The sequence below is a fragment of the Pseudomonas sp. HLG18 genome (assembly GCF_051903985.1).
Taxonomy (GTDB): Bacteria; Pseudomonadota; Gammaproteobacteria; order Pseudomonadales; family Pseudomonadaceae; genus Aquipseudomonas; species Aquipseudomonas fluorescens_BT.
The window spans coordinates 3,008,982-3,033,698 of sequence record NZ_CP195831.1 but is presented as its reverse complement, the minus strand read 5'-3'; the positions used below and the strand labels follow the sequence as shown (position 1 = coordinate 3,033,698).

Here is a 24,717-nt window from a genome sequence, read left to right as displayed (position 1 = left end):
GCGCGACAGCCGTGGCCTTTAACTCAACGCGCAACGTGATGCCGCACTACATGGAGAGTTTTTTATGCCAATGAACACCTTTGCGTTTCACCTTTCCCCACGGGGCAAACTGCGCTGGGCCATCGCCAGCCTGTTCCTGGTCGCTCACCTGCCGGGCGCCATGGCCGGCGGTGTGGTGGTCGCGCCCGGCCCCGGCGGCACCGCGCAATTGCAGACCCAGGGCGGCGTCCCGATCGTCAACATCGTCGCGCCCAACGGCTCGGGCCTGTCGCACAACCAGTTCCTCGACTACAACGTCGACCGTCAGGGCCTGGTGTTGAACAATGCCTTGCAGGCCGGCCAATCGCAGCTCGCCGGGCAACTGGCGGCCAACCCGCAATTGCAGGGCCAGGCCGCAAGCGTGATCCTCAACGAAGTGATCAGCCGCAACCCGTCGGCCATCAACGGCGCCCAGGAAATCTTCGGTCGCGCCGCCGACTACGTGCTCGCCAACCCGAACGGCATTTCGGTGAACGGCGGCAGTTTCATCAACACGCCGAACGCCAACCTGGTGGTCGGCCGTCCCGAGCTGAATGACGGCAAGCTGCAAGCCCTGAGCACCCGCGATGCCACCGGTCAGTTGCAGATTCAGAGCGGTGGCCTGCGCAATGGCGAAGGCTCGATCAACCTGATCGCACCGCGCATCGACAGCCAGGGCGCTATCACTGCGCGTGACCAACTGAACCTCACCGTCGGACGCAATCAGGTCGATTACGCCAGCGGTCAGGTGAAAGCCGTGGACCCGGCGGGCAACACCACCGATCAGCGGATCGACGCCAGCCTGTTCGGCGCGATGCAGGCCGGGCGCATCAACATCGTCAGCACCGCTGAAGGCGCGGGGGTGAAGGTCGGCGCTGTGCAAGTCGCCGGGCGTGACGGTGTGCAGATTCGTTCGGCGGGCGACTTGAGCGTCAGCGGCCAGGCGATCCCGGACAGCCTCGACGTGACCCGCGCCGGTATTCGCAGCAGCCAGGGCGACGTCGCCCTGCACAGCGGCAAGGACCTGACGCTGGCCGCCACCGATGTCAGCGGTCGTGACGTAAAGGTCGAGGCCAAACGCAATCTGACCCTGACCACTGTCGAGAGCCGCAAGCTCCAGGAACAGCGCGAGAACTGGAACAACAGCACCATCGGCATCACTTGGGAAACCTACGAACGCACCAAGACCGACAGCGATTCGCGTCAGCACGGCAGCCAGATCATCGCCAGCCGCGACGCGCAACTGTCGTCCGGCAAAGACACCGAATTGAAAGCCGCCAAGGTCGACGCGAAGAACAATCTCAGCGTGCAAAGCGGCGGCGACCTGCGCCTGACCGCCGCCACTGAAAGCCACACCCGGACCGATCAGGGCAAGCATCGCAAGCACCTGTGGAAAGCCGATTGGGACAGCCGCAGCGAAGAGCAGCGCAGCGTCACCAGCCAGTTGAAGGCCGGCAACATTGCCCTGCAAACCGCTGCGCTGCTGCGCTCCGAAGGTGCTGAGCTGAACAGCGCCGGCGATCTGCAACTGGCCGGCAAACAGGTGGAAATCACCACCGCGACCCGCACCAACCGCAGCAGCGACAACCGCTATTCCGGTGATCTGGTCGGCGGCGGTTTCTTCGGCAAGACCGGCGACGTCGACAAGGGCCAGACCCAGCATCAGGGCAGCAAGATCAACGCGGCCGGCAAACTGCTGGTCAAGGCTGACGATGTGCGCATCAGCGGCAGCCAGGTGCGTGGCGGCAAGGATGCCAGCGTGATCAGCGACAACGGTTCACTGACCATCGATGGCGTGCAGGACACCTCGCACAGCAACAACCACGACAAGGACAGCAAGTTCTTCGGCATCACCAAGGACGAGTCCCGGCAGAACAGCAAGGACAGCACCACGGTGCGCAGCGAGCTGGCTTCCGACAGCAACCTCAAGCTGAAAAGCGCCAAGGACATCGAAGTCGCCGGCTCCACGGTCAAGGCCGGCGGTTCGCTGACGGCGGATGCGGCCGGTGATGTGAATGTGCATTCGACGCAGAACACCCACGACAGCAGCGACAGCACGCAGACCCGTGGCTTCGACGCCTACGCCAAGGAACAGACGGCGGAGCAATATCGCGCCGGCGTGCATTACGAAGACAAGGCGCAAACCGTCACCGCCAACGACGTCACCCAGCAGGGTTCCAGCCTCAGCGGCGCCAGCGTGCAGGTGAAGGCGGGCGGCGACGTGACGCTCAAGGGCGCCGAGGTGAAATCCACCGCCGGCGACACCACCCTGAGCGGCAAGAACGTCTCGTTGCTGGCCGAGCAGGACAGCCACAGCACTTCGACCGAAACCCGCAGCACCGGCGGCGGTTTCTACTACACCGGCGGCCTTGACCGCGCCGGCAGCGGCGTGGACTTCTCGCACAGCACCTCGCAAGACACCACCGGCAAAACCACCGCGCAAACCACGGGCGTGCAGAGCAACGGCAGCCTGAACATCAACGCTGACAAACTCGCCACCGAGGGCGCGCAACTCAAGTCCGGTAACGGCCTGAACGTCGCCGCCAACGAAGTGGACAACCGTGCTGCGAGCAACACCGAAAGCAGCACTCACAGCGAGAGCAACTGGTCGGCGGACATCGGTGCCAACGTCGAGTACAAAGACATCGCCCGACCGATTGCCGGTGTGGTGAAAGACGTGCTCGGCGGTAAGGTCCCGGACAAGGATGCACTGGCCAATCTCGGCCAGCCGAACGTCGGTATCGACGTGGCGGTCGGTCATGCCAGCGCCGATAAAACCGAGCAGAGCAGCAACGCCGTGGTCAGCCGGTTCGACGGCCAGACCGTGGACGTGAAGGTCGGCGGCACGCTGCACGACCAGGGCACCCAGTACAACGCCAGCGCCGGCAAAGTGAACATCAGCGCTGACAAACTGGTGGCCGACGCCGCGAACAACACCCGCAGCAGCGCCGACAACGCGGTGGATGCCAAGGTCGATGTGCGCGTCTACACCAAGGCCGGTGAAGACGTGAACGTGGCCGGCAGCGGCGCGGGTGGCAGCAGCCAGTCGAGCAAGAACAGCGCCACGGCGGTGGTCGGCGGTTACGCCGGTAGCCAGGGCGTGAATATCAATGTCGGCGGCGACGCACAGTTCGAAGGCAGCCGTTTCGACGGCGGGCAGGGCGGTGTCAGCGTCAAGACCGGCGGTGACCTGGCCCTGAATCAGGCCAACGACCGCCAGAGCAGCGACAGCTCCAGCCTGCGCGGCAACGGCTCGCTGACTGTCGGCACCTTGCCGGGTACCGATGGCACCAACGTCGATCTCGGCGCTGGCTTGCAGCTCGATCACAAAGGCAACACGACCACCGACAGCCAGGCGCACGTTGCCAGCCTCAGCGGCAATGGCCCGGTGCAATTGAGCAGCGGTGGCAATCAGGTTCAGCAGGGCACGAAGATCGACAGCGCTGGCGCTATCGACCTGAAGGCTGGCGGCAAGCTCGACCTGCAGGCAGCTACCGATTCGCACGTCGCCACCGGCAGCAATCTCGGCGGCGGCCTGAAGGCCGGCGGCAGCAAGACCAGCAGCGAGAAGAGCCGCGATCAGGGCGGCAACCTCAGCGGCAACTTCAACATCGGCCGGGTCAACGAGAACACTCAGACCCTCACCGGTGGCCAGCTCAACAGCCAGAACGGCATCGCGTTGAGCGGCGATTCGGTGCACCTGCAAGGCACCCAGGTCAGCGCGCCAAACGTCACCATCGACGCGCAGAAGGGCGGCTTCGTTCAGGAGTCCGCGCAGTCCACCGACAACCGCGACAACTGGAATGTGGCGTTGAGCGCCGGTGGCAATCTGAGCAAAAGCACACCGACCGCCGCCGATGAAAAAGTCAGCAGCGATCACGGCTTCAATGCCGGGGCCAAAGTCGGCGTGGATTACCTGCAAGGCACCACCCAGCAGAACAGCCAGATCAAGGCTGACACGGTGGTGTTGAACAGCGGCGGTGATGCGAGCCTGAACGGTGCGCGGATTGATGCGCGCAATGTCAGCGGCAAAGTGTCGGGTGATCTCTCGGTTGAAAGCCGTCAGGACTCCAGCACTCACGCCAAGGTTGACGTGGATCTGGGCCTGACCGCCAAGAAGACCCCAGCCGACGACAAAGGCAAACTCGCGGGCACCGACTACAAGCCAACGCTGAAAGCCGACGGCGAATACGCGCACAAGGACAACGTGAAACAGGCCTCCGGCATCAGCGGTAGCCAGGGTGTGAATCTCATGGTCGGCGGCGCTACCCAACTGACCGGCGCGCGGATTTCCACGACTGAAGGCAAGGTCGATCTGGGCGGTTCGAAGGTCAGCAGCAGCGACCTGAGCAACCTCGACTACGGCGTAAAAGCCGGTCTGGACCTGCCACACAAAAGCGAAGAAAACGCACCGAAGGTGTCCCTTGAAAACGGCAACCTGAAAGTCGGCCCGGTGACCCTGAGCGGTCATCTGGACAGTCAGCCCCTGCAAGCGGGGATCGACGAAAAAGGTTGATTCACCGTTAGTGAAACCGGCGGGGGCGAGCGTGCTCGCTCCCGTTTCTAAGAGGTACCCCGCTCAAAACGGCAGCCACTGTCGTTTCCCGTCAAGTCGAAAAAAGCATGGTGACGGATTCGATGGCATGGGACTGGGTGAAGAGGCGGAGCGCGTGAGCAGGCTGCTCGGTGACAAGCCGATCCTGCTGATGGGCAATCAGGGCTTGCTGGTCGCGGCACCGAACGTGAATTGCGCGTGGCCCGTGATGAAATGGCGCGCAAGACCTGTCGGCAATGGCTGGATTATCCGGGGTTTGCGGAAAAGCATTTCAACTCGTTGATGGGCATCCTCGCCGAAGAGGAACCCGTCTACCGCCAGCAAAATTACTGCTGCGTTTTCGGATGGTCGATCCAGAACCGCGCGGGTTTGTGCCCAGTGAAATCGAATTTGGCTGGAAAGAACAAATTGTTATAGCGAATGGTTCTTGCTGGACTGTCAGTTCTGACAGTGTGCAAACAGCTGCCAAGGGGAGACGATTGGCTTGCGGTGTGTGGTTCCGATTGAACCTGCGCTGACATCAAACCGATCAATTCAGGGAGCTGAAAATGAGCGACATTACTTTTCCAGGCGCAATTAACGGTGTGATCACTTGCCTTTCTGACCCAATGAACGGCATCAGGGTAAAAATTGGACCACTTACTGGTGCGCAAATCGGTGGTGTTTTGAAAATCACATTGCAGGGATACAGTGATCCAAGTGGCACGGTGCCCATCCCCGGCACTCAGACCTCGCGGAATCATTTTATTACCCAGAATGACGTCGACAACGGGTTGGAAAAAACCATCGGTGACTGGCACGCACATATCAAACCCATTCAAACCGGCTCGGCTCGCGTTGGCTACACGATCAATGGCGGTGGTGAGAAAAATGCGTTGGCAGCGGTCCGGTTATTGAACCCAATTGGCCAATCGTGCGACGAGGTCTGAGCGCACAACTGAACGTTCGAGTTTCAACAGTGCCTGCCTGTTGCGGGCATTTTTTTGCCGAAAGCCGGCCCCGGGGAACAGATCCCGCAGCGACAGTGCATTCGGGTCGAGGTTGAAGTAGATGAAGCCGCCGAGTTCTTCGGTGTGTACTTGGGAAATGTTGAACTGTGCCAGCTCGAAACTCTTTATCCACTTGCAACGCGGCGTACCGTGCGGAACGGGTGTGGGGTTGATGGATTGCGACCAGTCGATGGGCGGAATGATCAATCGCCTGCTTCACGCGAGAGCCTTGACAGCCCTGCGATAATGAAACTTCACCGCGATCTGCGCGGTGCACTCGATCATGATGCAGAGGAAGGTTTTCCATGGACAATCAAGCACTCAAGGCCCTGTTCGACCAGCAGTCCGCCGTCTATGACAAACAGTGGAGCGGAATGGCGCCCCTGCGTGATGCCCTGTATTTGCTGCTGAATTCAGTATTCGCGGGCCTGCCGGAGAATGCCCGGATACTCTGCGTCGGCGTGGGCACGGGTGTGGAAATGGCCCATCTGGCGCAGCAGTTTCCCGGCTGGCAATTCACCGCAGTCGACCCTTCGGGCGCCATGCTCGACGTGTGCCGTCAGCGAGCGACAGAGGGCGGTTTTCTCTCCCGCTGCCGTTTTCACGAAGGCTACCTCGATACGCTGACGGATGAATCCGGTTACGACGGTGCGACCTGTTTTCTGGTGTCGCAGTTTTTGCTCGACCCCCAGACCCGTATCGATTTTTTCCATGAGATTGCCCGTCGTCTGGTGCCGGGCGGGGTTCTGGCGAATGCTGATCTGGCCTCTGACACCGAATCTCCGGCCTACGAAGCATTGCTGCGTCACTGGATGACGCTGATGGCGTCGGCCCAGGTGCCGGCGCAGATGCTTGAGCGAGCGCGTTTGGCCTATGCCCGGGATGTGGCGATTCTGCCAGCGCCGCAGGTCGCCGGTCTGATCGAGTCGGCCGGGTTCGAGGCGCCGGTGCAGTTCTTTCAAGCGGGTTTGATGCACGGGTGGTTCTGTCCGCGCAAGGCAGAGATTGCCGCGAGTTAGAGCGCTGGGTTGATAGGGGGAAACAGCTTCGTCGGCATTCCCGAGGATTCCATTGCTTCGGCTTAATAGGAAGCATTACTATTCACGCCCCTTTCCTCAGCACGCCGCAATGATCCCCATGCTGCCCCGCAGACCCGGCTTTCTCGAGCATTACGAAGAGTTGATCGGCACCTGGACCCGTCGCCTGCGCAATCGCTCGCAGGCTGAGGATCTGGCGCACGACACCTTTGTGCGGGTGCTCGAATCCGATTCGTCGGCGGTGCAGCAGCCCCGGGCGTATTTGCACCAGACGGCGCGCAATATCGCGGTGGACGGCTATCGGCGTGAGGACCGGCGGGGTGCCATGGAGTCGGGGGCGATCGATCTCAGTGAGTCGCCGACCGGCGATCCGGAGCATTACATGCATGCGATCCAGCTGGCCGATTCCATCGAACGGGCGCTCTGCGAATTGCCGGTCAATTGCCGGCGAATCTTCGTCTGGCAGAAGATCGAAGGCCTGACCCAGGCCGAAATCGCCGAGCGCCTGGGCCTGTCCAGGAACATGGTGGAAAAGTATATGATCCGCACCCTGCGGCATCTGCGTGATCGCCTGGACGGGGCGCAATCATGAGCCGCGGCGTCTTTTCATCCCCAGCCAGACAGGACATTCCATGATGGATACTCGTGATTGCGCGTGCGGGCAAACAACGGTGCGTGATGAGGCGGCACGCTGGTTTGTGCGTTTGCAGGAGCCTGCTGTCGACGCTGAACAATATCGCAGCTTCGAAGCCTGGCTGAACGAACATCCCCAGCACCATGACGAATTCCAGTTGCTGCAAGGCCTGTGGACGGCGGCGGATCTGCTGCCGGCGCCGCGGCTCAAGGCCCTGTGCGAAACTCCGCCAGCGCGGCGCGAACGCCGTCCGTTGTTGCGTTATGCCGTAGCGGCCAGCGTGGTCGCGGTGGCGCTCGGGCTCGGTCTGTTCAGTGGCTTGAATCACCCGGCAGGGTACAGCGCCGAATTCGCCACAGCGCCGGGCGAGCGCAAGCATGTGGCATTGCCGGACGGCTCGGTGATCGACCTCAACAGCCGCAGCCGCTTGCAGGTGCGTTTCGAGAAGGATCGGCGACTCATCGAGCTGACCGAAGGCGAGGCGATGTTCAGCGTCGAGCACGACACGTCCCGCCCGTTCGTGGTCGAGGCCGGCAGCGGCAAGGTCACGGTCACCGGCACCCGCTTCGATGTGCGCCGCGACGTGACTCAGACCCGGGTTGCGGTTGAGCAGGGGACGGTCAAGGTGCAGGGGCGTGATGCGGCCGATGCCGATTTCATCAGCCTCACTGCCGGCCTCGGCACGCGGATCGATGCCCAGGGCAAAGTGGCACCGGCCTACGCGGTCAATCCGGCAGAGCTGACGGCCTGGCGCAGCGGCAAACTGGTGTTCAACAACGCCAGCCTCAGCGAAGTCGTCGAAGAGGTTTCCCGTTATCGCGACAAGCCGTTGACCGTCGCCAACCCGACCGTGGCCAACCTGCGCCTGACCAGCGTGTTCAAATCCGACAACACCGATGCCTTGCTCAAGGCCTTGCCGAACATCCTTCCGGTGGCCGTGCGAACACTCGCCGACGGCAGTCAGGAAATAATTTCAAAATAAAATTCAGGTTTTTTTCGAGTTCGTCGTCTTCCTGTTCAACTGCAACTGGTTTGCATTAACAGCCGCACACTCTTGCGATCCACAGGACTCCGTTCGACGTGAAAAACTCCACCGCCAAAAACAATAAATCCCCTTGGTTACCGCTGGCGCTCGCGCTGGCGGTCAACGCTGCGATGCCGCTGGCCTTCGCCGCCGACCCCATTCATATCCGCGCGCAGCCACTGGGCCAGGCGCTGAGCGAACTGGGACAGCAAACCTCGCTGCAGGTGTTTTTCAGCCCTGATCTGGTGGCCGGCAAGCAGGCCCCGGCGGTCGATGGCAACCTCTCTCCCGAGGACGCGTTGCGCCGGTTGCTGCAAGGCAGCGGCCTGGACTATCAGATCAATGAAGGTTCGGTGACTCTGTCGCCAGCGCCGAGCGCAGCCGCCAGCGGCCCGCTGGAACTGGGCGTGACCGACATCAAGATGGTCGGTGACTGGCTCGGCGACGCCGATGCCGCGGTGGTGCAGAACCACCCCGGCGCACGCACGGTGATCCGCCGCGAAGCCATGGTCGAACAGGGCGCGATGAATGTCAGTGACGTCCTCAAGCGTGTGCCGGGTGTGCAGGTGCAGGATTCCAACGGCACCGGCGGCAGTGATATTTCGCTGAACGTCGGCGTGCGTGGCCTGACTTCTCGTCTGTCGCCGCGCTCCACCGTGCTGATCGACGGCGTGCCGGCGGCGTTCGCGCCGTATGGTCAGCCGCAACTGTCGATGGCACCGATTTCCTCCGGCAACCTCGACAGCATCGACGTGGTGCGCGGCGCAGGTTCCGTGCGTTACGGGCCACAGAACGTGGGTGGCGTGATCAACTTTGTGACCCGTGCCATCCCGGAAAACCCCACCGGTGAAATCGGCACCACCCTGGAAACCACGCGCTATGGCGGCTGGAAACACATCGACACCGCGTTCCTCGGTGGCACCGCCGACAACGGGATGGGCGTGGCGCTCTTGTATTCCGGGGTCAACGGAAACGGTTACCGCGAGCGCAACAACGGCAACGACATCGACGACGTGCTGCTCAAGACCCACTGGGCGCCGACCGATCAGGACGACTTCAGCCTCAACTTCCACTACTACGATGCCAGCGCCGACATGCCGGGCGGGCTGACGCAGAAACAGTACGACGACAAACCGTACGACTCGGTGCGCGACTACGACAACTTCAGTGGCCGTCGCAAGGACGTGTCGTTCAAGTGGATCCGCCAGATCGACGAACGCACCCAGGCCGAAGTGCTGACCTATTACACCGACAGCTTCCGAGGCAGCACCATCGCCGCCCGCGACCAGAAAACCCTTAGCTCGTACCCGCGTTCCTACTACACCCTGGGCATCGAACCACGTGTGTCCCGGGTGTTTGATGTGGGCTCGACCACTCAGGAGGTCAGCGTCGGTTATCGCTACCTGAAAGAAGCGATGCACGAGCAGTCGAGCCGCCTGGCGCTGATCAACAATGAGCCGGTGGTCACCAAGACTTCAGACGGCCATGTGTTCCAGGACCGTACCGGCGGCACTGAAGCCAACTCGGTCTACGTCGACAACAAGATTGACGTCGGCAAATGGACCATCACCCCGGGCATTCGCTTCGAGCACATCAACACCGACTGGCACGATCGCGCCGTGCTCGACACCGCCGGCAAACGCGTGCCGGAAAAAAACCGCAGCATCGAGAGCAACGAACCGCTGCCGGCGCTGAGCGTGATGTATCACCTGTCGGATGCATGGAAGCTGTTCGCCAACTACGAAACCTCCTTCGGCAGCCTGCAGTATTTCCAGCTCGGTCAGGGTGGCTCGGGTGACCAGACCGCCAATGGCCTGGAGCCGGAGAAGGCCAAGACCTACGAAATCGGCACCCGCTACAACGATGACGTGTGGGGCGGTGAAGTGACGTTGTTCTACATCGACTTCGATGACGAGCTGCAATACATCAGCAATGACGTGGGCTGGACCAACCTCGGTGCGACCAAGCACCAGGGCATCGAGGCTTCGGTGCACTACGACATGGCGGCGCTCGATCCGCGCCTCGATGGCCTGACCGCCAACGCCGGTTTCACTTACACCCGCGCTACATACGAAGGCGAGATCCCGGGCTTCAAGGGCCGCGACCTGCCGTTCTACTCGCGTCAGGTGGCAACCGTCGGCCTGCGTTACGACATCAACCGCTGGACCTACAACATCGACGGTTTCGCCCAGTCCAAACAGCGCTCGCCGGGCACCGGCGTGAATGCCGATGGCAGCTTCAACGGCAATTACATCACCGAAGGCACGGCGGACGGTCAGTACGGCGACATCCCGGGCTACATGACCTGGAACGTGCGCGGCGGCTATGACTTCGGTGCGCAACTGTCGAACCTGAAGCTAGGCGCCGGGGTGAAAAACATCTTCGACAAGCAGTACTTCACCCGCTCCAGCGACAACAACTCGGGGATGTATGTCGGCGCGCCGCGTACGTTCTTCGTGCAGGCCAGCGTAGGCTTCTGATCGGCTGAGCAGGCGGCCGGCAACAGCCGCCTGTTCTTCATTCGGTTTGAACGGGCCAGTTGCCGAGCATCACTGATCGGGCAATGCAAAATCAGTAATTGGAGAGGGATTGCCTGCCATGTCTGTGGTCTTGAGGCAGACTTTCTTCGGGCCGTCCTCCACCGAAACCTGAAAGTCCAGTAGCGGTGGCCTGACTAACGTGTAACCGTCACTGTCCTGGCAGTCGACCGCTCCTGGTTCACCACTTTTGTATTGGTAGTGACTGACGTCCAGATCCGGCGTTATCCCGATCGGTTTTACGGTGAACTCATCCTTTGTACTTTCAAGTACACGGTAGGCAGGCGGCGTCTTGACGGGTTCTGCCAGAGCCCAGCGGTAATAGATCCTTGCATTGCGGCCGTCCCACCTCTGCGCAGGGCCTGCACTGTGTGGCTGCCCCACCACGCACATGAAATACAGGCCCGGCCCTTCACGTAATTCCTGACTTGAACTGTCTGATCCGTCTCCATGGCTTGGCTGAACCGGACCATAACCGACGTCGAGCGCACAGTCAGCCAGTGTTCGTACGAGTTTCACGCGATAGAACGGTTGATCGCTGGTAAACGACTGCGTCCATTGCACCGGAATGAGCTCGCCATTTGCGTCACGGATCAACCTTGTGTAGACGTCACCAAATGCATGCTCGAAATTGGTCGCGCGACCCAGCTGGCACGCAGAATTTTTCGGGGCGAAACGGGTAGCTGCAAAGCACTGCTCCAATTGCACTGCGCTTGTCGCGTAGTTGGTCTCAGGTAGTTTTATCGAGTCACCGTTTCTGACTTCGCAGGGGGCGTTGCGAGTGCAACGTGAGGGCCCGCTGCCTTGCGTCGTGGTACCGACGATCGCCACGATTTCATTGCTGTAGCGATTCAAGACCGGTGAACCCGAGATGCCGGGGCGTACATCCCGACAACGATTGCTGAGCTGCCCGAGCCATGCCCAACCCGCTTCGAAAACATCCGCACTATGTTCCTGGAGGCAGGCGGCGCGTTGCACATGGCCATCCATGGGCGCGCCCACCACCAGCACATCGCTGTCGACGGCAAGGGGCTGAGTTGCAAGTTTGAGCGGTGTGATGCCATCGCTCATCAATTGGCCCAGGGAGCGGTCGAGTTTGAGAATCGCAATGTCGATGCCGCGCATGGTGCTCCACGCGATTTCTGTAATCGGGTAGGGCTTCTGCCGGTGCTGAGTGTCCTGGAAATAATTGAAAGTCACGACGCCGGAAGCCGGGGCGTTTTCGATGTACCGGTCAGCGTCACCTTTGGCGCAATGTCCCGAAGTCAGGACATAGGCCGGGCCGCTGCGGTCATCGTTTGCGCTTCGGGTGTCAATCAGGCTGCCCGAGCAGTCAGCCCCGTCTTCAACCTGGACACGAGCGATGGCTTGCCAGTGATCGTAACGCCCGGCTGCATTGTTCAGAGGTTGCGCTGGAGAGAGGTTTGCTGCGCCTTCTCCCCAATCCTGAGTGGCCGTTCGGTCAGGCGTAACGCAACCGCTCGTACTGATGAGAAGCGTCAAGGCGATGGACTTTTGCAGGCTGGAACACTTCATGGCTTCAGCACCCGAGAAGATTTCTCTGATGCTGGAGCCTCAGACGGTTGGCGTCTACTGTCAGATCTGACAGTCAACTGCGCCGCTGGTCGTTCTTTGATTCACACCTTCAGCGCTTTCCCGCCAATCGCCACCGCCACCAGCAGCGTCGCCATCAATCCGAAGGCGAAACTCAGGCTGCTGGCATGGGCGACAAACCCGATCACCGCCGGCCCCGCGAGAATCCCCGCATAACCCAGCGTGGTGATCGCCGGCACCGCGATACTTTCCGGCATCACCGTCTGCTTGCCCACTGCGGTGTACAGCACCGGCACGATGTTCGAGCAGCCGGCCCCGACCAGCGCATAGCCGACCAGCGCGGCTTCCCAGCCCGGCGCGAACGTTGCCAGAAACAGTCCCGCCGCTGCCAGCAGGCCGCCAAACAGAATGATCCGGGTCGCGCCCAAGGCGCGGACGATCCGGTCACCGGTCAAGCGACCCGCCGTCATGGTCAACGCAAATGCTGCGTAACCCAGCCCCGCATAGGCGGTGTCGATCCCGCGTTCCTGCGCCAGGAACACCGCACTCCAGTCCAGCGCCGCGCCTTCGGTGAGGAACACGATAAAGCACATCCCGCCGATGAACAGCACGACGCCGTGAGGCACGGCAAACGCCGGCCCCGAGCTTTCACTGCCGTAAGGCAGCATGTGCGGCACAGCTTTGAACAGCGCCGCGATCAGCACCACGACCACCACCAGCATCGCCGCCAATGGCGACAAGCCGAGACCGAGCAGAGCGCTCACGCCCGCTGCGCCGACGATCCCGCCGAGGCTGAACAGACCGTGAAACCCCGACATCATGTTCTTGCCGCTGGCCCGCTCGACGATCACCGCTTGCAGATTCACTGTCGAATCCACCGTGCCCAGTCCGGCACCGAACATGAACAGTGTGGCGATCAACGCGGGTATCGACGACACCGTCGCCAACAACGGCAATGCCGCACAAATCAGCAGCGTCCCGCCGGTGGCCACGCGCCGGCAGCCAAATCGCGTGGCCAGAATCCCCGCCAGCGGCATCGCCAGAATCGAGCCGACGCCCAGGCACAGCAGCAACAACCCCAGCGTGCCTTCATCGAGCCCGGCCCGTGCCTTGGCGTAGGGCACCAGTGGCGCCCACGCAGCGATGCCGAGCCCGGCGATGAAGAAGGCGATGCGCGTGGACATCTGTTCGAGGCGTCCGGGAACGAACGTGTCTTGAGGGGTGAGGCTGGTCATAACGATCCTTGGCAAAAAACGTTTCCGCAGCGGACATCCTTGCACAGCCCTTTCGCTGGAGCGAGCCTGCTCGCCTCTGCATGGCGTTGCGATTTACAGTGACGCTTCTGTCGACAGGAAAAACAAGGGCGGGTTCATGACGCAGTTCTACGATGCACGGGGCAATATCTACGGGGTCGTTTCGCCGCGAGTGCTACGCGATGCGGGAATCGATTTGCCGACCAGCGCCGCGCAGTGCGCGTTGTCGCGCCAGACGTGGAGTACCGCAGCCATCGCGCAGTGTTGCGATTGGCCCGACGGTCAACGTCCCGTCGGCAGCAAATCCCATCGCAGCGATGGTTTGCTGATCGGCCCGTTTCAGGCCTCGCCACCCTTTGACCTGCTGATCGTCAACACCGACGGCACGCTGGCCGAGCGCAGCGGCAACGGCCTGACGATTTTTTCCCGGGCACTCTTTGAACAAGGGCTGATGCCGCAGGAGGGCGCAACGCTGCGGGTGCATCACGACAAACAGGATGCACAATCGCCAGTGTCGACCTCGGTGAAACCGGCGCAGCTGGCAAGCGTGCAGGGCTTCTGGCTGGACCTCGGCCAGCCCGGTTTCGGCCCGGCGGCCGTCGATGCGCTCGAGGTTGAACCGGTGCCGTTCAACGGTGTGGAGCTCAGCCGTGTTCGGCCGTTGGCACAACTCGATCCCGCCTGGGCCCACAGCCAGTTCGTGCGTATCGGCAATCCGCATTGCGTGACGCTGGTGCAGGATGAAGCCGCATTGCCGAGCAACGCACAGATGCTTGAATCGCCGCTGATGGACTGTCTGACCGCCATCGCCTACGCCATGCCCACCGGCGCCGGTCAGCCGTGCCGTGCCGGGGTCAACCTCCAATGGGCGACGCGCGCCGGCGATCAACGCATTGTGGCGCGGGTGTTCGAACGGGGCGAGGGGCCGACGGCGTCTTCCGGCACCAGCGCCAGTGCGGTGGCCAGCGCGGCATGGCGAGTGGGTTGGGTGTCGGCGGGAGAAGTTCAGGTGGTGATGCCGGGCGGTACGGCGCCGATTTTACTGGAGGAGTGCGATGGCGAGTTGGCGTGCGTGCGTCTGTTCGGTACCGCGCAGCGGACAAAGAGGTGAAGTCCCTTTCATGATCGTCCCCCCGGGAACGATGGATCCCTTGGGGCTTACTGTGAGCCGGATCACAGCGCTTGTCGCCTGTCAGATCTGACAGGTCGGCTCTATCGTTTTGCGATAAAGCCGCCCCGATCCATAACCATGGAATCGTTCATTGGGCCTTGAACAATTTCACGGCGACAACAGTGTCATCGACCACCGTCACATACAGCAGGGCTTTCGGCTGCGTCTCGGGGCTTTGAAAGCACTCGACGATCACAGCCTGTGCTGTGCAGGCTTGCAGGGCCAAACGGTCCGCCTGGCGTAACTGGCGTTTCACGGCGGCACTCAGTGGAATCGGTGAATGGCCCGCGCGAACGTCTGCGCAAAATCTTGAAGTGACGTCTCTCGGGGTGGGGGGCGGTGGTGATTCAAGGCCCGCGTCTGCAAACAGATGATTGAGTTGCTCTGCCGCACTGACGGCCCGCGGGAAACCGGCGAAGGCCGAAGCCTGCAGCAGAATTTCAGTCAATTCACCGGGTGCGAGGCCTGATGCCAGGCCGGTTTTGAGGTGCACGCTCAGCGGAGGCCCGACCATGCCCGAGGCGATAATGGCGGCAAATGACACCGCTTCGCGCAACCGCGGATCAAGGCCGGGGCGCGAGTGCAGATGTCCGTACACCACGCCAACGGCAAGTTCGCGCAGTGCGGGAACGGTATGGAACAAGGTATCGAGCCGGGCCTCGCCATCGGGTACGAGTTCGACAAACGTATGGCGGCCTTCCTGGTAAAGCGTGGCCATGGGATCGGAAGTGGTCTTTTGATTCATGTCGCGTCCTCACGGATCAATGAGGATGGCAGCGGAGCAACAGCGCGCGAACTACGGCATGACAGGCTTCCATCGGAAGAAGTCGGCGCCGTTGCAACGCCGACTTCTACACCTTAGACGAACTCCACCACCGGCATCTGCCGCTTCATCAACACCTTGCCAGCGCGGATCGAATACAGCGGCAGGCCCTGGCTGCGAATCACTTCGTAATCGCTGTCCGCCGACAGGATCAGCAGGTTCGCCGGGCGGCCCTGTTCCAGGCCGTAGCGTTCACCGAGGTGCATGGCCTTGGCGCTGTTGTCGGTGACCAGATCCAGCGCGCTCTGCAGGTTGCGGTAACCGAGCATGTGGCAGATGTGCAGGCCGGCTTCGAGCACCCGCAGGATGTTGCCGTTGCCCAGCGGATACCACGGATCGACGATTGAGTCCTGGCCGAAGCAGACGTTCATGCCGGCTTCGAGCAACTCGTTCACGCGAGTCACGCCACGGCGTTTCGGGAAGTTGTCGAAGCGGCCTTGCAGGTGAATGCTTTCGGTCGGGCAAGAGACAAAACTGATCCCCGAATGCCCGAGCAGGCGGAACAGTTTGGCGCAGTAGGCGTTGTCGTAAGAGCCCATCGCGGTGGTGTGGCTAGCGGTCACGAGGGCGCCCATGTCGCGGCTGCGGGCCTCTTCGGCCAGCACCTCGAGGAAGCGCGAATGCGGGTCGTCGGTTTCGTCGCAGTGCACGTCCACCAGGCAACCGGTGCGTTCGGCCAGGTCCATCAGGAACTTCACCGAGCTGACGCCCTGATCGCGGGTGTATTCGAAATGCGGGATCCCGCCGACTACATCGGCGCCCATGCGGATCGCTTCTTCCATCAGTTCGCGACCGTTGCGGAACGACTCGATGCCTTCCTGGGGGAACGCGACGATTTGCAGGTCGATCAGGTGACGGCTTTCTTCGCGCACTTCGAGCATGGCCTTGAGCGCGGTGAGTTGCGGATCGGTGACATCGACGTGGGTGCGCACGTGCTGGATGCCGTGGGCGGCCAACGTCTGAATGGTTTTCTTGGCCCGGGTCTTGGTGTCTTCCTGGGTGATGGTGACCTTGCGCTCGCCCCAGCATTCGATGCCCTCGAACAGCGTGCCGCTCATGTTCCAGCGCGGCTCGCCGGCGGTCAGGGTGGCGTCGAGGTGAATGTGCGGCTCGACAAAGGGCGGCACCACCAGATTGCCGCCGGCGTCGAGGTCGTCGGGCCCCAGGGTCGGCGCTTCGGTCTGGCGCGCGATGCTGCGGATCAGGCCGTCTTCGAGGTGCAATTCGTGCAGACCTTCCTGGTTGCGCAGTCGGGCGTTGATGATGTGCATCGGGCGAATCCTTTTATAGATCTTGTAGAGGGGCGGCCGCGTTGCGGGCGCCGAGCAGGCCGGTCACTGCGATATACGTTAACGCGGCAACGGCGATGCCGACCAGCGGCGCGACCCACGGCGAGCCGAACGCCGCGACGGTTCCGGCCGCGTAGGCCGCAAGCCCCGGCCAGTTGAACGCCGGTAACCGTGCGTCGGCCAGACGCGGATAGCGCCCGCGCCAGCGGAAGAAAAAGTCCGCCATGATCACCCCGCCAATCGGTGGGATCACCGTGCCGAGCAGGATCAGATAAGGCACCAGCATGTCGTACATGCCCAACAGTGCGAGCGCCGTGCCGATCACGGCACCGGCCAGGGTCACGGTCTTGCGGCGCCCGGTGCGCAGCAGGTTGCAACCGGCGACGGCGAAGTTGTAGATGGTGTTGTCCTGGGTGCTCCAGATGTTCAGCAACAGCATCGCCATCGCCGCCATGGCGAAGCCCTGCAACAGCAATACTTCGACCACGTCGGGCTGTTGATAGACGATCGCGCCATAGGCGCCGATCAGTACCATCAGGCCGTTGCCGATGAAGAAGCCGATGAGGCTGGCCAGCACCGCGACCCGCGCCGAACGGGAAAAACGCGTCCAGTTGGTGGCCTGGGTCGCGCCGCTGACGAAGGTGCCGAACACCAGTGTGATGGCGGTCGACCAGTCCAGCGAACCCGTCGGTACGACGCTGAGCAAACCATCGAGGCCGCCGACTTTCACGGTGGCGACCCACATCGACAGCATCAGCAGCAACATCATCGCCGGTACCGCGATGTACGACAGAATCTCCAGCCCGCGATAACCGACATACGCCGTGGCGCAGAACACCAGGCCGAACAGCACCATCAGCCCCAGCACCGTGGCTTCGTTCAAGTCGAAATACTTGCCGAGCACCACCGCCGCCGTCGCGGTGCCCCAGGCGTACCAGCCGATCTGGGTGAACCCGAGGATCAGGTCGCTGAGCTTGCTGCCGACTTCGCCAAAACAGAAGCGCCCCATCAGCACTGAATTCAGCCCGCTCTTGAAAGCGATGTAACCGAGACCGGCGGCGTACACGCCGAGCAGCAGGTTGCCGATGACGATGACGGCGAGCATCTCACCGAAGTTGAACGCCACACCGAGCTTGCCGCCGGCGAACATGGTCGCGGTGAAAAAGGTAAACCCCAGCAGCACCATCGCCGTGGAGGCCAGGCCTTTGCGCGCGTGCATCGGGACTTCGCTGAGGGGGTAATCGTTGCCGGGATCGTTTTGCGTCATGGGGGCGTTCCTTGCTGGAAAGGGGGAGGACGCGAAGAGGTTGCAGTGGTCGTGCCAAACGCGATGTTGCGGGTATTTATAGACGAGACACGGATGATCGGCGCGAAAGCAGTGCATTTGACGCCGTACCGAACCATGGGGGAGCAGGGCGTCCCCCACGAGGTCATGGGATTCGATCAGAGGAACCGCAGCAGTGCAGCAACAATGGCTTCAGGCGCATCTTCCTGCACCAGGTGCCCGGCATTCGGGACCGGATGAAACTGCGATCCCGGAATCATCTTGTGCAACTCGCGTCCGCGTTCGATGGGAATCCACTGATCGTCTTCACCCCAGAGAATCTGCACCGGGCAGCGGATCGTCGAGTACAGCGGCTGCGCTTCCAGCGTGTAGCGCTGGTCCATCTGCGCGATCTGCCGGTAGAACGCCGCTTGCCCCGGATCGCCGAGCCACGGCTGCACATAGGGCGCCAGTTCAACATCCGGAATGTCGCGATGAATCGCCCCACGAATGTAGGCCGGCACGATGGCACGCTGGATGTAATCCGGCAGACCACTGAACGCCGCTTCATGCTGGCGCACGTGCTGCACGAACGGCGAACCCCATGGCGTCAGCGCCACCGGATCGATCAGGGTCAGGCTGCGGTAGTCCTTGCCATTGAGCAGATGCGCGCGCAGGGCGGTGGCGCCGCCGAAGTCGTGGGCAACCACGTCCGGGCGTTGCAGGCCCCAGTGATCCACCAGTTGCGCAAGCAATTCGTTTTGCACGCCGAGGGAGACATCGGCGTCCGGTTGCTCGGATCGTCCGTAGCCCAGCAGGTCGAAGTAATGCACCCGATGCGTGGCGAAAAAGTGCGGCGCGATGCGGTGCCACACGTAGGAAGAGAAGGGCGTGCCGTGCACGAACACCAGCGGCGGGCCGTCGCCGCGCACTCCGTGGCGAATCTGTCGCCCGTTGAATTCAAAGACCTGATCCAGCAGCCAGTCCGTCATGGGCCTGTCCTCTTGGCGGGTTCGAGCCAAAAAGCATAGGCGTAAAAAAACCACCGGTCTCGGTGGTTTTTTTGTCGCGGGATTTACTCGCCGCGATAGATGCAACCGCTGGTGCAGGTCTCGTGGATGCGGATCGCACTGAGTTCCGGCAGCAGGGGTTTCAATTCATTCCAGATGAATTTGGCCAGCACTTCGCTGGTCGGGTTCTCGAGGCCCGGAATGTCGTTCAGGTAGTTGTGGTCCAGACGCTCGTACAGTGGCTTGAAAATCGCCTTGATCTCGGAGAAATCACGGATCCAGCCCGTGTGCGGATCGAGCTCGCCGCTCAGGTGAATCGCCACTTTGAACGAGTGACCGTGCAGGCGTCCGCACTTGTGGCCGTCCGGTACGTGGGGCAGGCGGTGGGCGGATTCGAACGTAAATTCCTTGAAGATTTCCACAGTGATTTCAGCTCTGTTCAGATGGCGTTCGCCGCAGCGAATTCGGGCAGGCGGCGAGTTTACCAGCTTGTCCAGGGCTGTGCTGACTAAAGGGTCAGCAAGCGCTCGGCGAGGCGACCATTGGCAGTCAGTTCGAGAAACTCGTCACCCAATCGGCGGCTCTCGTCCATTGCCGCCCGCCAGTATTTCTGCCGGCTCGGTGCATCGCCCATGAAGCGCTTGAAGTCGTTGCGGTCGGGGAGTTTGCCGTAGGGCAGGCGCGCCAGGTATTCCTTCGACGGTGCGAGCAACAGCACGTCCTGCAAGCGCTCGGTCGAGGCTTTGCGCCACGGCAGGGTCTTGTCGAACCAGCCCGGGATCACCCGGTCGGTGAAGTGCGGATAGAGCACGATGCCGTCGCCGCTGTAGGGCAGGTCGAGGTGATAGTCCAGCAGGCCGCCGTCGCGGAACGTGCCGGCGCCGGCGCCCGGCAGGTCGCGCACGCCTTCCATGACCATCGGGATCGAGCCGGAAGCCAGCAGCGCCTGACGCAGATTGCCGGCATTGAGGGCGACGAAGCGCGACGGGAAATCGTTCAGCGCATGCACCGGCGGCGCCAGGCGCGGGTCGTGGATGATCAGCCTTTCGAAGTGCCGCGACAGCCGTGCGCGGCCCCGCAGGTTGTCGGCGATCACCGAACCCAGTGCCAGCCCGAGCCGGGCACGATGGTCGTCGGCCAGCCCGCCGTGGCTTTTGACCACCATGATGTTCAAGCGGTAATGGGCGTTGTCGAGCAGTACCGCATCGCGCCCCTCGAGCAGGTCATCGAGCATGCGCTGCGAACTGCGGCTGACGTCGCTGATGGTCACGCCTTTGTTGAAGTTCTGCTCGGTGTACAGATGACCGAGGCGGCGAATGCCTTCAGCGGCGTCCGGCAGACAGGCGCTGGCGAAGCGCCAGGAGCCCACCGACGCACCGATCAGCGAACGTTCACGGGGAGCCGCCGGTAGCCACTCGCCGAACAACGCCAGATCCAGCCCCTGAATCCCCAGTGCCTTCGGCCCGCCAGCCGCACCGGGCAGCGTGCCGACGTCGGCAGCATTCAGACCCTGGGCGCGAATGCGTGCCATCGCCCGTGGGCCGGCCTTGAGGGTCAGGGAAGGGAACTTGATGTGGATGGCTGTCATACCGGTCTCGATCGTTAGCAAGCGAAAGATTATAAGCACATGTTGCCGGCCCTGCTGAAGCTGGCCCAGTGATGGCCATTCAGTTTCAGTTAAGTTCGCACCGTTATGGTGCTGTCCGTAGCGGCACTGAAAACACGGAGACCCCATGAAAACCCTGACTGCTCTGAGCCTCGCCTCGTTCATCGGTCTGGGCGCAAGCCTGGCTCACGCTCGGGATCTTGGCCCGGATGAAGCCCAACGTTTGCACGACGCTGGTACTATCGTGCCCTTCGAGCAGCTCAATGCCACGGCGCTGGCCCGGCATCCGGGCTCCACCATTACCGACGCCGAACTGAAAGAGAAGTACGGCAAGTACCTTTACCAGGTCGATCTGCGGGACCCGCAGGGGGTGGAGTGGGATGTGGAACTGGACGCGGTCAGCGGGCAAGTGCTCAAGGATCATCAGGATACGTAATGAAGGTGAATGCTCGCGCCACCGGTCGAACCGCGTTGGCGCTTTTGATTTTCTGCTCAGTGGCCGGGGCTCGTGATCTCGATCAGGACGAAGCCCTGCGCCTGCGCCAGCAGGGGGTGATTCTGCCGCTGGAGCAAGTGCTGCATAACGCGCTGGATCGCTACCCCGGCGCGAAACTGCTGGAAGTCGAGCTGGAAGAAAAGCACGACGTCTACATTTACGAAGTCGAGTTGCTGACCGTCGACGGGGTGGCCCGCGAACTCCATCTCGAAGCCGCCACCGGCCGTTTACTGAAAGACAAGGAAGATTGATCGATGCGTTTGCTTCTGGTGGAAGACCACGTCCCTCTGGCCGATGAACTGATCGCCGGCCTGCAACGCCAGGGTTATGCCGTGGACTGGCTGGCGGACGGGCGCGACGCGGTCTATCAGGGTCGTAGCGAGCCGTACGACCTGATCGTTCTCGACCTCGGTCTGCCGGGCGTGCCCGGCCTTGAAGTGCTGGCGCAATGGCGCGCCAGCGGGCTGGCAACGCCGGTGCTGATCCTTACGGCCCGGGATTCCTGGGCCGAGCGCATCGAAGGCCTGAAGGCCGGCGCCGATGATTACCTGACCAAACCCTTTCACCCGGAAGAACTGCACTTGCGCATCCAGTCGCTGCTGCGCCGCTCCAAGGGGCAGGCCAACCAGCCGACGCTCAAGGCGGCAGGGCTGCACCTGGACGAGGGCCGACAGTGTGTCGTGCGTGACGGCGCCGATATTCAACTGACCGCCGCCGAGTTCCGCCTGCTGCGCTATTTCATGCTGCACCCGGAGCAGATCCTTTCCAAAAGCCACCTCGCCGAACACCTCTACGACGGCGAGACCGAACGCGATTCCAACGTGCTTGAAGTCCACGTCAACCACCTGCGGCGCAAGCTTGGCAAAAGCGTGATCGAAACCCGGCGCGGCCAGGGTTATCTGTTCGGCGGGCAGGCTTCGTGAGATCGATCCAGCGCCGCTTGAGTCTTGGCCTGATCAGCGTGATGGTGGTTGTCGGCGTGGTACTGGCGCAAACCAGCCTGTGGTTGTTCGAAGTGGGTTTGCAGCGCTACCTCGAAGCCGGCCTGCGCAATGACAGTGAGAGCCTGCTGGTGGCGCTGGTGCGTGGCCCGCAAGGCCTGCAACTGGATGAGCGACACCTGTCGCCGGCCTACCAACGGCCATTTTCCGGCCATTATTTCCGTATCGACTTTGCCGACAGTCACTGGCGTTCGCGTTCGCTGTGGGATCAGGACCTGCCGCTGCTGCCGCAGCCGGGCCTGCACAGCAACCTGCAACTGGGGCCGGACGGGCAGCAACTGCTGGTGCTGCGCTCGGATTACCGACGGCTCGGCCAGTCGATCTCCATCAGCGTGGCCCAGGATTACACCCCGGTGCGCGAGAGCTTCCAGCGCATGCGCCAGATCGGTCTGGGCCTTGGTTTGGCCGGGTTGCTGCTGATCCTGATCCTGCAACGACTGACCGTGCATCGCGCCTTGCGTCCACTGGAAAAGGCTCGCGAACAGATCGCCCAATTGCAGCAGGGCCAGCGCTCGCAGCTTGATGAGCAGGTGCCGGCGGAGCTGGAGCCGCTGGTGGCGCAGATCAATCATCTGCTGGCCCACACCGAAGACAGCCTCAAGCGCTCGCGCAATGCCTTGGGCAATCTGGGACATGCGCTGAAAACCCCGCTGGCGGTGCTGCTGAGTCTGGCGTCGAACGAAAAGCTCGATGCCCATCCCGAGTTGCGCAAGATCCTCAAGGAACAACTGGAGCAGGTTCAGCAACGGCTGAATCGCGAGCTCAACCGTGCGCGGCTTTCCGGCGATGCGCTGCCGGGGGCGCTGTTCGATTGCGATACGGAACTGCCGGGGTTGTTGGCGACGTTGAACATGATCCACGGCGAACATCTGGCGCTGAGCTACGTTGCACCATCGGGACTGCAATTGCCGTGGGATCGTGAAGACCTGCTGGAACTGCTCGGCAACCTGCTGGACAACGCCTGCAAATGGGCGGATGCCGAGGTGCGACTGAGCGTGGTCGAAACCGCCGAAGGTTTCGCATTGAGCGTGGAAGACGACGGGCCGGGGATTCCCGAGGCGCAGCGGGCTCAGGTGTTCAGCCGGGGCACGCGGCTGGATGAACAGACCGACGGGCATGGCTTGGGGCTGGGGATTGTGCGGGATATTGTCGAGACGTGGGGCGGGGTGCTGGTGTTGGGCGAAAGCGAGTGGGGCGGGTTGAAGGTGGAGATACAGTTGCCTCGGCGGTAACCTTCAAGAGCGCCCTCACCCTAGCCCTCTCCCGGAGGGAGAGGGGACTGACCGATTTGTTTTTCCGAGTTACGCCGACCTGATCTATCGAGTCGAACTCAGGTTCCGAACAGCATGAAGATCTACTCCCTTTCCCCCTCGCCCCCTTGGGGGAGAGGGCTGGGGTGAGGGGGATCGATTTAACTGACACCCCACATTCAAGAGTCAAACGCGGAACTGATCCATCAAACTCTGCTGCTGATTCGCCAGGCTATTGAGCGACTGACTCACCCGCGCCGATTCATTCGCCTGCCCCGACAGCGACTCCGTCACATCACGAATCGTCGCCACGTTGTTGTTGATCTCTTCGGCCACTGCGCTCTGTTCCTCGGCGGCGCTGGCAATCTGCAGGTTCATGTCGCTGATCACCGTCACCGCATCGCCGATCTGGCGCAGCGCGGTCACGGCCTGGCCGACCTGTTCGACGCTGCCTTGAGCCTGACGATGGCTGTTGCCCATCGAACCGACCACGTCCTGGGTGCCGCTTTGCAGCTGCTCGATCACCTGGCGGGTTTCTTCCACCGATTCCTGAGTGCGGCGGGCGAGGTTGCGGACCTCGTCGGCGACCACCGCAAAGCCACGACCGGCCTCACCGGCGCGGGCGGCTTCGATGGCGGCGTTCAGAGCCAGCAGGTTGGTCTGCTCGGCGATGGCGCGGATGGTTTCCAGCACGGTGCCGATCTTCTCGCTGTTGGCGGCCAGGCCTTCGACTTGCACCATCGCTGCACTCATGTCGGCGGCGAGGTGGTCGATGCTGGTGGTGGTGCGGTCGATCACGGTCAGGCCCTGGCGGGTGGCGCGGTCGGCATCCTTGGCCGCTTCGGCGGCTTGTGCGGCGCTGCGGGCCACGTCCTGGGCGGTGGCGCTCATTTCGTGGGACGCGGTGGCCACCTGATCGACCTGACGGTATTGCTGCTCCATGCCGGCGCTGGTCTGGGTGGCGATGGCCGAGGACTGGTCGGCGGTGTTGCGCGCATCCTGCACCGAGCGTTTCACCTCGGCGATGATCGGTTGCAGCTTGTCGAGGAAGCGGTTGAACCAGCCGGCCAGTTGGCCGAGCTCGTCCTTCTTGTCGTAGGCCAGACGACGGGTCAGGTCGCCTTCACCGCTGGCGATGTCTTCCAGCATGTGGGCCACGCCGAGGATCGGTCTGGTCACGCTGCGCGCCATCAGCCACACCAGCAG

The 24,717-nt window shown here is 62.3% G+C and carries 22 protein-coding genes and 1 pseudogene; 12 read left to right on the top strand and 11 right to left on the bottom strand.

All coding sequences use genetic code 11. The features are described 5' to 3' along the window. Positions 1-64: 64 nt before the first annotated feature. The 3 genes from ACSPX5_RS13905 to ACSPX5_RS13895 all read left to right on the top strand — a co-directional run bounded on the left by ACSPX5_RS13905 (position 65) and on the right by ACSPX5_RS13895 (position 5,502). Positions 65-4,534 carry a hemagglutinin repeat-containing protein gene (locus ACSPX5_RS13905; RefSeq protein ID WP_439821936.1) on the top strand — a complete coding sequence of 1,490 codons (4,470 nt, stop codon included), beginning with the start codon at positions 65-67 and terminating at the stop codon, positions 4,532-4,534. A gap of 127 nt (positions 4,535-4,661) precedes the next feature. Continuing rightward, the gene (locus ACSPX5_RS13900; RefSeq protein ID WP_243433181.1) at positions 4,662-4,856 is read left to right on the top strand and encodes a hypothetical protein; all 195 of its coding nucleotides are present in this window, start codon (positions 4,662-4,664) and stop codon (positions 4,854-4,856) included. Between the two features lie 265 nt (positions 4,857-5,121). After that, entirely contained in the window at positions 5,122-5,502 is a 381-nt protein-coding gene (locus ACSPX5_RS13895) for a hypothetical protein (protein ID WP_439821935.1), read from the top strand. On the opposite strand, the gene ACSPX5_RS13890 is transcribed toward ACSPX5_RS13895, so the two are convergent. Next, entirely contained in the window at positions 5,464-5,769 is a 306-nt protein-coding gene (locus ACSPX5_RS13890; RefSeq protein WP_249314315.1) for a hypothetical protein, read from the bottom strand. The genes ACSPX5_RS13895 and ACSPX5_RS13890 overlap by 39 nt on opposite strands. A gap of 98 nt (positions 5,770-5,867) precedes the next feature. Between ACSPX5_RS13890 and ACSPX5_RS13885 the strand changes: the two genes are divergently transcribed. The 4 genes from ACSPX5_RS13885 (at position 5,868) to ACSPX5_RS13870 (ending at position 10,737) form a co-directional block, all read left to right on the top strand. Then, entirely contained in the window at positions 5,868-6,581 is a 714-nt protein-coding gene (locus ACSPX5_RS13885; protein WP_439821934.1) for a class I SAM-dependent methyltransferase, read from the top strand. A gap of 109 nt (positions 6,582-6,690) precedes the next feature. Then, on the top strand, positions 6,691-7,191 hold the full coding sequence (locus ACSPX5_RS13880; RefSeq protein WP_439821933.1) for a sigma-70 family RNA polymerase sigma factor: 501 nt from the start codon (positions 6,691-6,693) through the stop codon (positions 7,189-7,191). Between the two features lie 40 nt (positions 7,192-7,231). After that, positions 7,232-8,215 (top strand): FecR family protein, encoded by a 984-nt coding sequence (locus ACSPX5_RS13875; protein WP_439821932.1) that lies wholly within the window; start codon positions 7,232-7,234, stop codon positions 8,213-8,215. A 98-nt stretch (positions 8,216-8,313) separates the two neighbouring features. Next, positions 8,314-10,737, top strand: a complete 2,424-nt coding sequence (locus ACSPX5_RS13870) for a TonB-dependent siderophore receptor (RefSeq protein WP_439821931.1) — start codon at positions 8,314-8,316, stop codon at positions 10,735-10,737. 69 nt (positions 10,738-10,806) lie between these two features. On the opposite strand, the gene ACSPX5_RS13865 is transcribed toward ACSPX5_RS13870, so the two are convergent. Then, complete coding sequence (locus ACSPX5_RS13865; RefSeq protein WP_439821930.1) at positions 10,807-12,330, bottom strand: trypsin-like serine peptidase; 1,524 nt, start codon at positions 12,328-12,330, stop codon at positions 10,807-10,809. Between the two features lie 101 nt (positions 12,331-12,431). Beyond that, a complete protein-coding gene (locus ACSPX5_RS13860; protein ID WP_169431097.1) occupies positions 12,432-13,583 on the bottom strand; it encodes an MFS transporter in 1,152 nt (383 codons plus the stop codon). Positions 13,584-13,719: 136 nt separating this feature from the next. Between ACSPX5_RS13860 and ACSPX5_RS13855 the strand changes: the two genes are divergently transcribed. Next, on the top strand, positions 13,720-14,712 hold the full coding sequence (locus tag ACSPX5_RS13855) for a diaminopimelate epimerase (protein WP_439821929.1): 993 nt from the start codon (positions 13,720-13,722) through the stop codon (positions 14,710-14,712). 148 nt (positions 14,713-14,860) lie between these two features. Here the strand turns inward: ACSPX5_RS13855 and ACSPX5_RS13850 are convergent, their stop codons facing one another. The 6 genes from ACSPX5_RS13850 to ACSPX5_RS13825 all read right to left on the bottom strand — a co-directional run bounded on the left by ACSPX5_RS13850 (position 14,861) and on the right by ACSPX5_RS13825 (position 20,746). Beyond that, on the bottom strand, positions 14,861-15,517 hold the full coding sequence (locus tag ACSPX5_RS13850; RefSeq protein ID WP_439821928.1) for a carboxymuconolactone decarboxylase family protein: 657 nt from the start codon (positions 15,515-15,517) through the stop codon (positions 14,861-14,863). 113 nt (positions 15,518-15,630) lie between these two features. After that, positions 15,631-16,866, bottom strand: a complete 1,236-nt coding sequence (gene codA, locus ACSPX5_RS13845; RefSeq protein ID WP_439821927.1) for a cytosine deaminase — start codon at positions 16,864-16,866, stop codon at positions 15,631-15,633. Positions 16,867-16,879: 13 nt separating this feature from the next. Then, a complete protein-coding gene (codB, locus tag ACSPX5_RS13840; RefSeq protein WP_011335109.1) occupies positions 16,880-18,151 on the bottom strand; it encodes a cytosine permease in 1,272 nt (423 codons plus the stop codon). A 176-nt stretch (positions 18,152-18,327) separates the two neighbouring features. Then, positions 18,328-19,140, bottom strand: a complete 813-nt coding sequence (locus ACSPX5_RS13835) for an alpha/beta fold hydrolase (protein ID WP_439821926.1) — start codon at positions 19,138-19,140, stop codon at positions 18,328-18,330. Positions 19,141-19,223: 83 nt separating this feature from the next. Beyond that, positions 19,224-19,580, bottom strand: coding sequence for a 6-carboxytetrahydropterin synthase QueD (queD, locus tag ACSPX5_RS13830; RefSeq protein ID WP_439821925.1), 357 nt, complete (start codon positions 19,578-19,580; stop codon positions 19,224-19,226). 86 nt (positions 19,581-19,666) lie between these two features. Further along, positions 19,667-20,746, bottom strand: coding sequence for a patatin-like phospholipase family protein (locus tag ACSPX5_RS13825; RefSeq protein WP_169431092.1), 1,080 nt, complete (start codon positions 20,744-20,746; stop codon positions 19,667-19,669). Positions 20,747-20,891: 145 nt separating this feature from the next. Here ACSPX5_RS13825 and ACSPX5_RS13820 point away from each other — a divergent pair, with 145 nt between their 5' ends. From ACSPX5_RS13820 to ACSPX5_RS13805, 4 genes are read left to right on the top strand one after another with little or no spacing between them, the layout of a single operon-like run. Beyond that, positions 20,892-21,200, top strand: coding sequence for a PepSY domain-containing protein (locus ACSPX5_RS13820; protein WP_169431091.1), 309 nt, complete (start codon positions 20,892-20,894; stop codon positions 21,198-21,200). Then, the gene (locus ACSPX5_RS13815; RefSeq protein ID WP_169431090.1) at positions 21,200-21,511 is read left to right on the top strand and encodes a PepSY domain-containing protein; all 312 of its coding nucleotides are present in this window, start codon (positions 21,200-21,202) and stop codon (positions 21,509-21,511) included. The genes ACSPX5_RS13820 and ACSPX5_RS13815 overlap by 1 nt, the downstream gene beginning before the upstream one ends. 3 nt (positions 21,512-21,514) lie before the next feature. After that, positions 21,515-22,183 carry a response regulator transcription factor gene (locus ACSPX5_RS13810; RefSeq protein WP_169431089.1) on the top strand — a complete coding sequence of 223 codons (669 nt, stop codon included), beginning with the start codon at positions 21,515-21,517 and terminating at the stop codon, positions 22,181-22,183. After that, positions 22,180-23,493: a sensor histidine kinase gene (locus tag ACSPX5_RS13805; RefSeq protein ID WP_439821924.1), complete on the top strand. Its 1,314-nt coding sequence runs from the start codon at positions 22,180-22,182 to the stop codon at positions 23,491-23,493. Before ACSPX5_RS13810 ends, ACSPX5_RS13805 begins: the two co-directional genes overlap by 4 nt. A gap of 204 nt (positions 23,494-23,697) precedes the next feature. Here the strand turns inward: ACSPX5_RS13805 and ACSPX5_RS13800 are convergent, their stop codons facing one another. Continuing rightward, positions 23,698-24,453, bottom strand: coding sequence for a methyl-accepting chemotaxis protein (locus ACSPX5_RS13800; RefSeq protein WP_423815210.1), 756 nt, complete (start codon positions 24,451-24,453; stop codon positions 23,698-23,700). Between the two features lie 102 nt (positions 24,454-24,555). Then, positions 24,556-24,702, bottom strand: a pseudogene (locus ACSPX5_RS13795) (HAMP domain-containing protein); the annotation flags it as partial. Positions 24,703-24,717 lie beyond the last annotated feature (15 nt).

Bases quoted from the DNA above. Each gene is read 5' to 3' on its own strand.
- ACSPX5_RS13905 (WP_439821936.1), top strand. From the start codon at position 65: ATGCCAATGAACACCTTTGCGTTTCACCTTTCCCCACGGGGCAAACTG.
- ACSPX5_RS13900 (WP_243433181.1), top strand. From the start codon at position 4,662: ATGGGACTGGGTGAAGAGGCGGAGCGCGTGAGCAGGCTGCTCGGTGAC.
- ACSPX5_RS13895 (WP_439821935.1), top strand. From the start codon at position 5,122: ATGAGCGACATTACTTTTCCAGGCGCAATTAACGGTGTGATCACTTGC.
- ACSPX5_RS13885 (WP_439821934.1), top strand. From the start codon at position 5,868: ATGGACAATCAAGCACTCAAGGCCCTGTTCGACCAGCAGTCCGCCGTC.
- ACSPX5_RS13880 (WP_439821933.1), top strand. From the start codon at position 6,691: ATGATCCCCATGCTGCCCCGCAGACCCGGCTTTCTCGAGCATTACGAA.
- ACSPX5_RS13875 (WP_439821932.1), top strand. From the start codon at position 7,232: ATGATGGATACTCGTGATTGCGCGTGCGGGCAAACAACGGTGCGTGAT.
- ACSPX5_RS13865 (WP_439821930.1), bottom strand. From the start codon at position 12,330: ATGAAGTGTTCCAGCCTGCAAAAGTCCATCGCCTTGACGCTTCTCATC.
- ACSPX5_RS13860 (WP_169431097.1), bottom strand. From the start codon at position 13,583: ATGACCAGCCTCACCCCTCAAGACACGTTCGTTCCCGGACGCCTCGAA.
- ACSPX5_RS13855 (WP_439821929.1), top strand. From the start codon at position 13,720: ATGACGCAGTTCTACGATGCACGGGGCAATATCTACGGGGTCGTTTCG.
- ACSPX5_RS13850 (WP_439821928.1), bottom strand. From the start codon at position 15,517: ATGAATCAAAAGACCACTTCCGATCCCATGGCCACGCTTTACCAGGAA.
- codA (WP_439821927.1), bottom strand. From the start codon at position 16,866: ATGCACATCATCAACGCCCGACTGCGCAACCAGGAAGGTCTGCACGAA.
- codB (WP_011335109.1), bottom strand. From the start codon at position 18,151: ATGACGCAAAACGATCCCGGCAACGATTACCCCCTCAGCGAAGTCCCG.
- ACSPX5_RS13835 (WP_439821926.1), bottom strand. From the start codon at position 19,140: ATGACGGACTGGCTGCTGGATCAGGTCTTTGAATTCAACGGGCGACAG.
- ACSPX5_RS13825 (WP_169431092.1), bottom strand. From the start codon at position 20,746: ATGACAGCCATCCACATCAAGTTCCCTTCCCTGACCCTCAAGGCCGGC.
- ACSPX5_RS13820 (WP_169431091.1), top strand. From the start codon at position 20,892: ATGAAAACCCTGACTGCTCTGAGCCTCGCCTCGTTCATCGGTCTGGGC.
- ACSPX5_RS13815 (WP_169431090.1), top strand. From the start codon at position 21,200: ATGAAGGTGAATGCTCGCGCCACCGGTCGAACCGCGTTGGCGCTTTTG.
- ACSPX5_RS13810 (WP_169431089.1), top strand. From the start codon at position 21,515: ATGCGTTTGCTTCTGGTGGAAGACCACGTCCCTCTGGCCGATGAACTG.
- ACSPX5_RS13800 (WP_423815210.1), bottom strand. From the start codon at position 24,453: ATGGAGCAGCAATACCGTCAGGTCGATCAGGTGGCCACCGCGTCCCAC.